The organism is Streptococcus mitis, assembly GCF_026782865.1.
In the GTDB taxonomy this organism is placed as follows: domain Bacteria; phylum Bacillota; class Bacilli; order Lactobacillales; family Streptococcaceae; genus Streptococcus; species Streptococcus mitis_CG.
Genome location: NZ_JAKUXK010000001.1, coordinates 1 through 12,502 on the forward strand (window position 1 = coordinate 1; position 12,502 = coordinate 12,502).

Below are 12,502 nucleotides of genomic sequence, written 5' to 3' on the forward strand. Positions count from 1 at the left end.
CTGTGTTGTTTCGAATGGTTCCAAAACAAAGCAAGCGATTTGACACACGGCTCAGAGTTTTAGAGCTGTGTTGTTTCGAATGGTTCCAAAACCTTATTATATGCCCATTGAGGTGTTTTGTAGTTTTAGAGCTGTGTTGTTTCGAATGGTTCCAAAACCGATCCCTGCTATCCGCTTGTGTATAATCGGTTTTAGAGCTGTGTTGTTTCGAATGGTTCCAACCCACATTAAAAGCTACTCATTTTTTAAGTAGCTTTTTTCTTATTCAAGTTTACATATTAGTCGTCACAATCCCATTCCCTTATAGAAAAGCAAAACTGAAAGTCCTACGAACAACACTACCGCTACCAGTCTCTGACTAGCGCTATACATCCGTCTTTCTCCTCGAACTGGAAAGATAACTGCTAGAAATGCTCCGCCAACTGCACCACCGATATGACCTGCTAGGCTGATTCCTGGAATCAGAACACTTCCAATAATGTTAACCACAAAAAGTGTCAGATAGGATTGACCCAACTGCTGGATATAAGGATTACGCGTTGCATAGCGAAGAACTATAATTGCAGCAAATAGTCCATAGAGAGAGGTAGAGGCGCCTGCTGCTAAGGATTTAGGACTAAATACAAAAACAAAGAGATTACCCATCATTCCTGATAAAAGATAGAGAAAGAAAAACTTCTTGGATCCGAAAATTCCCTCTACTTGCCTACCAAGATAATAAAGGGAAAGCATATTAACAATGAAATGCTCCCAACCAATATGAACAAAAATGGCTGAAAAGAGACGCCAAATTTGCTCAGGAAAGAGGCGAATAGCTGGCCCATACATGGCTCCAAATCGAAATAATGTATCTGCCCTGTCAAAGTTTCCGCCTGCAGTGACCAACATTAGTAAAAATACCAAGGCCGTCACTAAGAGGAAGAAACTCGTCACAGGGTAACGTCTATCAAAGATTTCCTTCATCAATTAATACCTCCTCAACAGGAATATCATGCTTTTCAGGTATAAAGTCCTGAATTTGACAAGGATAAACCGTACTCAAACTATGACCAGAAAAATGTTTCAGATAACGGTCATAATAGCCTCCACCGTATCCTATCCGATATCCTTTCGTCGTAAAAGCCAGACCAGGAACATGAATCAAATCAATCTGAGAGGCATCCACCACTTCCAAATCTCCCTGTGGCTCCAGTAATCCAAAGGAAGTTTTGACCAGTTGTTGCGAATTATAGACTACAAAGTCCATGTGCCCCTTGGGATAAGTTTTGGGTATCAGAACCTTCTTGCCGTCCTTCAGCGCCTGCTCAATCAATCCCTGCGTTTGAAACTCATGAGGGAAAGAGAGATAGGTTGCGATGACCTTGGCTTCTTGGTAGAAGCGATGTTGTAAAAGTCGTTCTGTTAAAGCTTGGTCTATAGCCTGTTTTTGTTCTTGAGATAAAGCCTCCATTTCTTGCAAGACTTGCTTACGTAATTCCGATTTCATAGCCAGCACCTCTACTCTGCTGCCTTCTTTTTCAGGAAACTAGAGACCGCATCCACCCCAATAGCTAAGGCTTCTTCCTTAGGACTCATCTGAGGGTGATGAAGGGCGTAGGGACTATCAATACCTAGCCAGAACATAACACCATCAACTTTTGAAAGGAGATAACCAAAGTCTTCACCTGTCATAGCAGGTTCGATATCAATCAACTCAATTCCCTCTTTTTCTTCAAAGAAATCCATCAGTTCACGCGCCAAAGCTGGATGGTTCTCAACAGGTAGGTATCCACCTTGTTTGAGTTCCACTTCGACTTCCATATCAAAGGCAGCAGCAACTCCTTCTGCAACTGTTTTGACCCTCTTTTGCACCAAGAGACTCATGTCCTGTGTCAAGGCCCGAATAGTTCCATGCAAAAAGGCTGTGTCCGTTATGACATTGTTGGTGGTTCCGGCTTGGAAAAGACCAAAGGTCACCACTGCTCCCTCGATTGGGTTAACATTGCGGCTGACAACTGACTGCACCTGGGTCACAAAGTAACTAGCCGCCACCAAGGCGTCATTGGCTTCATGCGGAAAGGCTGCATGTCCTCCTTTACCTTTGAAACGGATCTTCACCTCACAAGTCCCTGCAAAGAGTGTATGAGTATTGGTCGCAATCTGACCAACCTTCAAATCTGGCCGAACATGAAGTCCATAAAACTGGTCTGGCAACCAGTCTCCAAAAGCGCCATCCTCATACATGAGCATGCCACCAGCTTCATTTTCTTCAGCAGGTTGAAACAGAAAGAGCAGATTGTTCTTTGGTTGCTCCTCAAGGGCTCGCTCAAGACAGCCTAAAGCAATAGTCATGTGGAAATCATGGCCACAAGCATGCATACGATCTTGATGCAGAGAAGCGAAGGGCAGGCCTGTTTGTTCGACAATAGGCAGGCCATCAATATCTGTCCGCCAACCAATGGTACGCTCTGGCTGACTTCCCTGTAAATAGACCAAAATCCCTGTTCGCCAAGTACGAACTTGAACAAAATTCTTGCCCGCAGTCAATTTCTCAATCACATCCAGCAGATAAGCCTGAGTCTTGAACTCCTCCAAGCCAATCTCTGGAATCTGGTGCAAATCCCGTCTAGTCTGAATCAAATCTAACATCTATCTTTCCTCCTATATAGCAGAAAGAGGCTGGAAAAGGGTTCCGCCTCTATTTTTCTTTTACAATTACAAGGTACGAAGCGCATCCTCTAGCGCTGTTTTTTGTTGGGTTTGGGCATCAATCTCTTTGATAATACGAGCTGGAACACCTGCTACCACCACGTTTTCTGGGACATCTTGGGTAACAATAGCTCCTGCAGCGACAACTGAACCACTACCGATTTGGACTCCTTCGATAACTACTGCGTTAGCACCGATGAGAACATTGTCTCCAACACGAACTGGTTCTGCGCTAGCTGGCTCAATCACACCTGCCAAAACTGCACCTGCACCAACGTGGCTGTTTTTCCCAACGATAGCACGGCCACCAAGGATAGCACCCATATCAATCATAGTTCCTGCACCGATTTCAGCACCGATATTGATGACTGCTCCCATCATGATAACAGCATTGTCACCAATTTCAACCTGGTCGCGGATAATAGCACCCGGCTCAATACGAGCATTGATAGCACGTTTATCTAGCAAAGGAACTGCAGAATTACGAGCATCTTGCTCAACAACATAGTCTTGATTTTCTACCAAGCCATCAAGAAGCGGAGCCACATCTTTCCAGTTTCCAAATAGGACATTCCCTAGTTTGACAACAGAGCTTGGTACAGCAGTTGCGAGTTGTCCCTCAAATGTTACTTTCACACTGGTTTTCTTTTCAGCATTGGCGATAAATTGGATAATTTCTTGTGCGTTCATTTTTGTAGCAGTCATAGGCGCCTCCTAGTTCATTTTAATGATACCTATTCTACCAAAAAAGGCCTCAAATTTGAAGCCCCAACTATTAAAATAACCCTCTTTAATTTCTCCCCTTAGCTTCTTCTACAGACAAGAAAATCATAGGAACAATAATCAACACCATAGACAAAGCTAAAAATCCATCCATAACTAGACCAAGAAAAAGGACGCTCAGTAGAGCTGAAGAAAGGGGCTCACTAGCACTCACCACTGATACAACCAAAGGAGATACAAGGGATACCGCCTTCATCGAAATAAAGAAAGCAAATGCAGTCCCGAATACAGCTATCGTTAAGCAAATCAACACACTCACAATATCTAACTGAAAAGTAATACGATAGACTGGATGGAGTAGGTTACTAAATAATCCCGCTATAATCATCCCCCAACCAACTGTCGGTATAAAGCCATATCGCTTGGCAAAAGATTGTGGCAAGATAACATTAAACATGACTCCAACCGCACTGAGCAAGCCAGTTATCAAAGCCAAGGGCGTCATAGACAGCTGCGATAAATCTCCTCTAGTAGCCATTAAAAACACACCCAGCATGGCAACCAAAACATATAGGATAGCACTAAGAGACGCCTTCTTTTTGTAAACCATTCGATTGTAAAATAGGATAAAAACTGGACTGATAAATTGTAAAATAGTCGCAGTTGTCGCATTTGAGTACTCAACGCATAGATAAAAGAAAAACTGCACAGAAAAAATCCCCAAAATAGCATAGGCTAAAAAGGGCAGGTAATTTTTCTTATCTCGCCAAATATCGACTAACTTCCTACGTAACTGAAAGGCTGATAGGATCAAAACAAGACTTCCGGCTACCAGTAAACGCATAGAAGTAATCCAGCCCGAAGATACTTTATAATGAGTAAAGAAATACTCTCCTAAAATCCCGCAAATCCCCCAGATTAAACCTGATAATAGTGAATAGATTGTCCCCTTAACAATCTTTTTCTGATATTGATTCATATATTTATTTTAACATGAAAATGAAAAAGAAAAAAGTAGCAAAGATAGAACATTTTTATCCTTGCTACTACTCTATATTATCGATTAGACCTAGAAGTTCCTGTTGATGATCTTGTTCCAGAGTTATTATTTACATTTGGTAATGTCAAACTAGGGAGATTTCCTAGAATACTCTTCCAAGCATTCTGATAGTCTGCATCGCTACCCCCAATCGCAAATCTGTAAGTAGTGACCGGTGCTCCTTCTTTTGTAGCCCAGTAACTTGTTACTGTAGACCCTGAAATATCAACTTCCTTTCCATTGATTGAAACCTTGCCCGGCTTTTGTCCTGTTGATTTTAGCACCTGTGATTTTGTGACACTAGAATCAAGATTAAAGCGCTCATTTCCCCAAATACCTGGTTCAGCTTGTTGAATAGCATTGACCAAATGAGCCATATAATTCGCATTTCGGTAGTGACCTGCACCTTTAGCAAGTGGTCGATTATCATCATGACCTAACCAACCTCCTAGAGTCAATCTAGGTGTCGAAAGCATGAGCCACATGTTCTCGTCTTCATTCGTTGTACCCGTTTTTCCAATCCAATCTGCACTTGCTAGACTAGGATTAATAGACGATAAGTCTGACTGGAAACTAGAAGTAATACGAGATGAAATGACATCACGGAGTAAACTCTGCATAATAGTCGCTGTTGCCTTAGAATAAACCTGAACAGGTTGAGATTTATATTCATAAATCACTCGGCCATCAGGAGACTCTATCTTAGCAATCATGTGTTTCTGTTGATAAACACCATTGTTAGCTATGGTCTGATAACCGTTGGTATGCTGGGCAACTGTGACCTCAATTCCTCCACCCATAGGTAAACTTTCAATAGCATATTCTGGAATTTCATAACCCATTTTTTCCATGTAGCCTTTCACATCAACACCCTTCTCTCGAAGCGTGCGGTAGGTCCAATAGGCCGGTATATTCCATGAATAATTAAGAGCTTCTCCAAGAGTCATCATAGCCGTACCAGGGCTATTGACATACATAATCGGATTCCCGTTAGAGAAATTTGTCGGATAGTTCGACAAGATGCTTGCACTCCCCATCAGTCCCTGATCAATAGCGATACCATAGGCCAAGAGAGGTTTGGTTGTGGAAGCAGGGGATCGTTTGGTATCGATGGCGTGATTATTCTGATTTTCTTGATAATTTCGACCACCAACAAACCCAAGGATAGCTCCAGTTTTGTTATCCATCAAAACATTCCCCACTTCAGGCTGTCCTGTCGAGTCATCCACTAGTCGGCCATAACTAGCAACAGCATTCTGCATAGCTGTGTGGATATTTTTATTGATAGTTGTGGTAACTTTATACCCGCCATTTTCAATTTCTTTAGTTGCTAAATCACGATAAGCTTTCTGAATAGATTCATTTTTCAATTCTTGACTAGAAACATTATCTTGCTGAATCAAATAGTCATACATCCTATCTACAGCTTCAGCTAGAGTCGCAAAGTAAAGATATCCGCGAGAAGCAGTACTCACACTACCCGATGGTAGGAAATCTTTTTTAAAATCATAATCTTTATACTGTTGGTAATCTTCCTGGCTTAATGCACCGGTGCGATACATATTGTACAGCACGTCCTTGGCACGCTTGATTCCCAAAGCCATATCCTCATCACTCTTCATACTGCCGTCAGATTCATAAGGAGAATAGCTAATAGGACTCTGGGGCAAACCTGCGATAAAAGCAGCTTGTGGTACGCTTAATCGACTTGCATCGACACCGAAAATTCCTTCTGCTGCTTGCTGGGCACCTGCAATGTTTTGCCCTTTATTATTTCTACCAAAAGGAGCGATATTAAGATAAGCAGTTAGGATTTCATCTTTTCCCATCACTCTTTCTAAAGCAAGTGCATCGACAATCTCTGTTGCCTTACGAGCCAATGTCGGAGCGTCTCCAACAACCTGCTGTTTGATGACCTGCTGCGTTAAGGTCGAACCTCCACTGGACGACCCCAGACCAACAAATGTTCCCAGAGTCGCACGAATAACAGCCTTAGGTACAACTCCATGGTGTTCGTTAAAATGTTCATCCTCTGTCGCAATGATAGCCCTCTTCAAGTTATCAGAGATAGCATCTGAGCCGACAGAAGTACGTAGCAAATCCCCCTCAATCGAGGCGATTGTACTACCGTCAGAATAAGTGATTTCTGATATGGAAGCAATATTCTTAACTTGCTTCAACAACTCCTCTGCTTGAGGGACCTTAGCCTTGTCAAACAAAGCAACTCCATAACCAATAGCTAGACCAGCACCAAAAAGCCCACCGATAAAGCCTAGGATAAAAAGAGTATTAAAGGTCACTTTAATACCTCTCAAAATTTTCGCAAAAATAGATCCGACTCCAATCGGCTGATTTACTGAACTAGACTTTTTATGTTTCTTACCCTCTTGTTTTTTCCTCAGGGCACCTTGTTGAAAAATGTTCAACATTTTTGTTTTTAATTCACTGATTCTTTCTTTCATGAATATCCTCGCTCTTTCTATTATACCATAAAAGGTAAACTTTCAATAAAATAGCCACTTTCTTCCCTATTCTACTAGGCTATTGCCCAAGTTTGTGATACAATAGGTAGAAACAATATTTTTAAAAAGGAGAAAAGACACATGCACATTTTTGATGAGCTAAAAGAGCGTGGTTTGATTTTTCAAACGACTGATGAAGAAGCTTTGCGTAAAGCCCTAGAAGAAGGTCAAGTTTCTTATTATACTGGCTACGATCCAACTGCTGACAGCCTTCACCTAGGCCACCTTGTCGCAATCTTAACAAGTCGTCGCTTGCAACTAGCAGGTCACAAACCTTATGCGCTCGTTGGCGGTGCTACAGGTCTCATCGGAGATCCGTCCTTCAAAGATGCTGAACGTAGTCTCCAAACAAAAGACACAGTAGATGGCTGGGTCAAGTCTATCCAAGGACAACTTTCTCGTTTTCTTGACTTTGAAAATGGTGAAAACAAGGCTGTCATGGTCAACAACTACGACTGGTTTGGCAGCGTCAGCTTCATTGATTTCCTCCGTGATATCGGAAAATACTTTACTGTCAACTACATGATGAGTAAGGAATCTGTGAAAAAACGGATTGAAACAGGAATTTCATACACTGAGTTTGCTTACCAAATCATGCAAGGGTACGACTTCTTCGTCCTTAACCAAGACCACAATGTCACTCTTCAAATCGGTGGTTCTGACCAGTGGGGAAATATGACAGCTGGTACCGAATTACTTCGTCGTAAGGCTGACAAGACAGGCCACGTTATCACTGTTCCACTGATTACCGATGCAACTGGTAAGAAATTTGGTAAATCAGAAGGAAACGCAGTCTGGCTCAATCCTGAAAAGACTTCCCCATATGAAATGTACCAATTCTGGATGAACGTTATGGACGCTGATGCTGTTCGCTTCTTGAAGATCTTTACTTTCTTGTCACTTGATGAGATTGAAGACATCCGTAAACAATTTGAAGCAGCTCCACACGAACGTTTGGCACAAAAAGTCTTGGCTCGTGAAGTCGTTACACTCGTTCACGGCGAAGAAGCTTACAAAGAAGCCCTCAACATCACTGAGCAACTCTTTGCAGGAAACATCAAAAACCTTTCTGTTAAAGAGCTCAAACAAGGACTTCGTGGAGTGCCAAACTACCAAGTTCAATCAGATGAAAATCACAATATCGTGGAACTTCTCGTCTCATCTGGTGTGGTTAACTCAAAACGCCAAGCCCGTGAAGACGTCCAAAACGGAGCTATCTACGTCAACGGCGACCGCATCCAAGACCTTGACTATGTCTTGAGTGACGCAGATAAGTTAGAGAATGAACTGACTGTTATCCGTCGTGGGAAGAAAAAATACTTTGTATTGACTTACTAAACTATTCAACATTTATCTATAAACAAAGGAGTTATCCTCGAGAAAGGTAACTCCTTTTTGCTGTTAATAAATCTCATCTATCTATTTTTAATAGACAGACTACGCAGTACAATGCGCAAGGTTGTTAGATTATGTAAGATAGAGAGATTTGAAGGACTGAGCCAATTAAATAAGCCAAAGCCAATCAAACTACTATTTACGACAACGGTATCTTGAATATTCTTCTTGATGAGTGTTTGCAAAGATGATGATAGCCAATCCAACTCTTGGAAGAAATCCAAGCGATTATCTAACAATAAGATATCGCTCATCTGCTTAGAAATGTCTGCACTCTCATTCATCACCACACCGATATCTGATAGGGTTAGAGCCGCTGAGTCATTCAATCCATCTCCAACCATCAAAATAGTGTGACCTGCTTTCTGCAGTTCCTCTACTAACTCAAATTTCCCATCAGGTTTCAAGTCTGTATAGACCTGATCAAAGGGCAAATCTTTAACTAATTCCTCTGTCCTAACCAGGGTGTCCCCTGTTGCCAGAATCAATTTTTTCCCTTGTGCCTTAAGTTTCTCCAAGGCTGCTTTTGCTTCTTTTCTCAAAGGAGTATGAATGCAGAACATTCCAATCAATTCATTCTGATAAGCCAAGAATAAGAGATTGTAGTGACTCTTGTACTCTTCAATTAAAGCATTTTGTTCTGAACTGATATGAATTTGCTCATCCTGCATCAAAACATAATTCCCAATAAGAACTGGTTGCCCATCTATATGAGATTTGATCCCCTTGCTTGCGATATATTGGAGTTTCCCATGCATTTCCTCATGTTCAATCCCCTCTATCTCAGCTTGCTTGACAATGGCATTAGCAATAGGATGATAAATGTGTTCCTCAAGACAGGCACTGATTCTGAGAATATCTTCCTCACTATAGTCCCCAAAAGGTAACACCTTTTCAACTATAGGATAACTAGTTGTGATTGTTCCCGTCTTATCAAACAAGAAAGTATCAACTTCCAGATATTTCTCCAGAACATCCCCATCCTTAATCACCATTTCACGATTCAACCCCTCCTTGATAGCTGTTAAATAAGCTACAGGAGTAGAGATTTTCAAAGCGCAGGAAAAATCGACCAATAGGAAAGAAATAGCCTTAGAAAAAGAACCTGTTAATAGGTAAGTCAGACCAGCCCCCAAGAAATTATATTTGACGACCTTATCCGCCATCTTGATGAAATAGCGTTGTTTCGTTTTCTTATTTTCTTCAGATTTCTTCATCAACTCAATCAGTTGTAAAATCCGGCTGTTCATCTGATTATCGGTTACACGAATGCGTAATTCTCCAGTTTCTAATACTGTATTTGCACAAACCAAATCAGACTCTCTTTTTTCAACTGGAAAACTCTCTCCCGTCAAGGAACTTTCGTTGACCATACCTAAACCTGAAACTACTTGTCCATCAAACAGAATTTCATTTCCTTGAGATAGGACCAAGACATCTCCTATTTGAACATCGGAACTCTTGATACTAACGACCATATCACCCTGTACTAGAAATACATCGCTCTCTTTTGCAAGAAGGCTTTGTTCTAAATCTGTTGCCGTTTTTTTCAAGGACCACTGATCTAAATGATTCCCCAAATCAAGCATAAACATGATATTGCTAGCTGTCTTGGATTGGTTCATAAACAAGGACAATAAAATCGCCGAACAGTCCAAGACCTCCATCGTTAGTTCCTTACGCGCTAGTGTTTGATAGGCTTCTCTAATATAGCCAAAAGCCTGATAACAAGTCCATATATAGCGAATAGGATACGGCACAAAACTACGAAAAAGTATACGCTTAATCGCTGCACCTGAAACAATAGAATAAGCACTCTCTTCTCTACGAATGGGAAGAGTCATCAACTCAGAAACTTTCCCTTTATCAATTCTTTTTAAAAAGGCTTCTGCATTGTCTAATACAGAGAAGCCTTCTTTTATACGTAGAGTAAAGTGCTGTTGATCCATGTAAAACTGGATGGACTCAATCCCCTTTTCATCTCTCGCCAAGGAACGAAGATAGTCTTGAATATCCAAGGTGAGTGAAAAAGAAGATGATAGTCGGATATGTTGGTATCCTCTATGTAGCACTTTAAAAGACATATTATTCCCCTATAAGGCTATCTAATTGCTCTTCTTTTTTCTCTTGCTCGTACAAATATTTGGCATCTTGCAAGACATCGTCTCCATGTTGTTTCACAACAGAAACAGATGCATCTAGCTCGTCTTTTAACTTATAAGCCTTAGCCAAAGCTTTAGAATAACCTTTTTTAGCTTCCTTACTTGCCAAGATTTTCAAACCAAAGGTACCAAATGCGACACCACCCAAAAAGAGTGATGATTTTTTCGCAACTTTTGCGACGCTTAATACTTCTTTTAACATACTTATTTCCTCCTTATCATTATTATATAGCAATTTAGATATAAAAGCAATGTCATTTCATAAATTGGAGAATTATACTCAATGAAAATCAAAGAGCAAACTAGGAAACTAGCCGCAGGCTGTACTTGAGTACGGCAAGGCGACGTTGACGTGGTTTGAATTTGATTTTCGAAGAGTATTAGTTTTATTTCTACTGAATCTCCCATCTACTTACTCCTAAGGTTGCTTTCATTTGCCTCTTTTGATACACTTAAACTATGAATACAAATCTCAAACCCAAACTTCAGCGTTTTGCTTCTGCAACTGCCTTTGCCTGTCCTATCTGTCAAGAAAATCTGACTCTGGTAGAGAACAGTTTAAAATGTAACAATCGCCATTCTTTTGACTTGGCAAAATTCGGCTATGTCAATCTAGCCCCTCAAATCAAGCAATCTGCTAACTACGACAAGGAAAATTTTCAAAACCGTCAACAAATCCTAGAAGCCGGCTTTTATCAAGCTATTCTAGAGGCCGTCTCTGACTTACTTTCAAACTCAAAAAATGCCAAAACAATTTTAGATATCGGTTGTGGCGAAGGATTCTATTCTCGCAAACTACAAGAAGATCACTCTGAAAAAACTTTCTATGCCTTTGATATTTCCAAAGATTCCGTCCAAATCGCTGCCAAGAGCGAACCCAACTGGGCAGTCAATTGGTTCGTTGGTGACTTAGCTCGTCTTCCTATAAAAGACGCCAGCATGGATATCTTACTTGATATCTTTTCCCCTGCCAACTATGGAGAATTTCGTCGCGTTTTATCCAAAGACGGCATCTTGATAAAGGTTATTCCAACTAAAAATCACCTCAAGGAAATCCGTCAAAGGGTACAGAACCAGCTGACAAACAAGGATTATTCTAATCAAGATATCAAGGAGCATTTCCAAGAACACTTTACCATCCTATCTAGTCAAACTGCCTCTCTGACTAAAACTATCACGGCAGAGCAGCTCCAAGCCCTACTCAGTATGACTCCTCTCCTCTTTCACATCGACCAGAGCAAGATTGACTGGAGCCGACTGACAGAGATTACCATTGAAGCTGAGATTCTGGTTGGGAAAGTACTATAATTGACACAAAAACCGCATTTCAAAAAGATCTGCGGTTTTAAATTTCAATTTTTAAACTATCTATCCGAAAAGTCTAAAACATTTAAAGCTTTTAGCTTCTCCATTTATTTTCGATTCGAAATAACAAACTTATCAATAAATAGCAAGTGAAATAAGGCAAGTGTAATTCCCGATAAGCACCCATGATAAGAGATTTCTTGATGGGTAAGGGGGTAAAGATTACTATTACCCGCCAAGAGACATGTCAAAATCACAAATAGTATCCAAAATAAATCAGTCCATTTATATTTTGAAAAATATTTTTTCCACATAAGAACACCTTCTTTCCTATAATCATATTATAATACTTTGTGTAAGCGAATACAAGAAATTTGAGGTAATTTTTAAGTAGATTTCGAGGCTTAAATGTTGTAAAAACCAGCATTTTAAGCGCTGGTTTATTGTTTTAAACTAGGTTTCTTATAAAGATTACTAACACTAAGCTTTAAAAAAAGTTAGTTTTTGAAGCGCTTGGATAAATAGAATCTAGAAAACAGAAAAAACTAAAAAGAATGTAGGGAAGTAAACCCTACATTCTTAAAATAACTTAGTACATAAATGATAATGCTGTTGCCGCCATCAATATTGCAAGAACTATTTTCCAAATTTTTTTATTTTTTCCAAAA

11 protein-coding genes are annotated in these 12,502 nt (G+C 40.4%); 2 read left to right on the forward strand and 9 right to left on the reverse strand.

Features of this window, described 5'->3' with window-relative positions:
* Nucleotides 1-285: 285 nt before the first annotated feature.
* From MK482_RS00005 to pbp1b, 6 genes are all read right to left on the reverse strand, one after another.
* The gene (locus MK482_RS00005) at nucleotides 286-963 is read right to left on the reverse strand and encodes a rhomboid family intramembrane serine protease (protein WP_268717651.1); all 678 of its coding nucleotides are present in this window, start codon (nucleotides 961-963) and stop codon (nucleotides 286-288) included.
* Nucleotides 947-1,486 carry a 5-formyltetrahydrofolate cyclo-ligase gene (locus MK482_RS00010; protein ID WP_268717652.1) on the reverse strand — a complete coding sequence of 180 codons (540 nt, stop codon included), beginning with the start codon at nucleotides 1,484-1,486 and terminating at the stop codon, nucleotides 947-949. The genes MK482_RS00005 and MK482_RS00010 overlap by 17 nt, the downstream gene beginning before the upstream one ends.
* An 11-nt stretch (nucleotides 1,487-1,497) precedes the next feature.
* Nucleotides 1,498-2,628, reverse strand: a complete 1,131-nt coding sequence (locus MK482_RS00015) for an N-acetyldiaminopimelate deacetylase (protein WP_268717653.1) — start codon at nucleotides 2,626-2,628, stop codon at nucleotides 1,498-1,500.
* Nucleotides 2,629-2,694: 66 nt separating this feature from the next.
* On the reverse strand, nucleotides 2,695-3,393 hold the full coding sequence (gene dapD / locus MK482_RS00020) for a 2,3,4,5-tetrahydropyridine-2,6-dicarboxylate N-acetyltransferase (RefSeq protein WP_268717654.1): 699 nt from the start codon (nucleotides 3,391-3,393) through the stop codon (nucleotides 2,695-2,697).
* Nucleotides 3,394-3,478: 85 nt separating this feature from the next.
* Nucleotides 3,479-4,390: a DMT family transporter gene (locus MK482_RS00025; RefSeq protein ID WP_268717655.1), complete on the reverse strand. Its 912-nt coding sequence runs from the start codon at nucleotides 4,388-4,390 to the stop codon at nucleotides 3,479-3,481.
* Nucleotides 4,391-4,467: 77 nt separating this feature from the next.
* Entirely contained in the window at nucleotides 4,468-6,912 is a 2,445-nt protein-coding gene (gene pbp1b, locus MK482_RS00030; protein ID WP_268717656.1) for a penicillin-binding protein PBP1B, read from the reverse strand.
* 141 nt (nucleotides 6,913-7,053) lie between these two features.
* Between pbp1b and tyrS the strand changes: the two genes are divergently transcribed.
* Complete coding sequence (gene tyrS / locus MK482_RS00035; protein ID WP_268717657.1) at nucleotides 7,054-8,310, forward strand: tyrosine--tRNA ligase; 1,257 nt, start codon at nucleotides 7,054-7,056, stop codon at nucleotides 8,308-8,310.
* 77 nt (nucleotides 8,311-8,387) lie between these two features.
* Here tyrS and MK482_RS00040 read toward each other — a convergent pair whose 3' ends face one another.
* Together MK482_RS00040 and MK482_RS00045 are read right to left on the reverse strand one after the other, a co-directional pair.
* Nucleotides 8,388-10,451: a heavy metal translocating P-type ATPase gene (locus MK482_RS00040; protein WP_268717658.1), complete on the reverse strand. Its 2,064-nt coding sequence runs from the start codon at nucleotides 10,449-10,451 to the stop codon at nucleotides 8,388-8,390.
* Nucleotide 10,452: 1 nt separating this feature from the next.
* Nucleotides 10,453-10,731, reverse strand: a complete 279-nt coding sequence (locus MK482_RS00045) for a DUF6110 family protein (RefSeq protein ID WP_261087612.1) — start codon at nucleotides 10,729-10,731, stop codon at nucleotides 10,453-10,455.
* 257 nt (nucleotides 10,732-10,988) lie between these two features.
* On the opposite strand from MK482_RS00045, the gene MK482_RS00050 reads away from it, so the two are divergent.
* A complete protein-coding gene (locus MK482_RS00050; RefSeq protein ID WP_261087611.1) occupies nucleotides 10,989-11,837 on the forward strand; it encodes a putative RNA methyltransferase in 849 nt (282 codons plus the stop codon).
* A 104-nt stretch (nucleotides 11,838-11,941) separates the two neighbouring features.
* Here the strand turns inward: MK482_RS00050 and MK482_RS00055 are convergent, their stop codons facing one another.
* Nucleotides 11,942-12,148 (reverse strand): membrane protein, encoded by a 207-nt coding sequence (locus MK482_RS00055; RefSeq protein WP_045606609.1) that lies wholly within the window; start codon nucleotides 12,146-12,148, stop codon nucleotides 11,942-11,944.
* Between the last annotated feature and the right edge of the window lie 354 nt (nucleotides 12,149-12,502).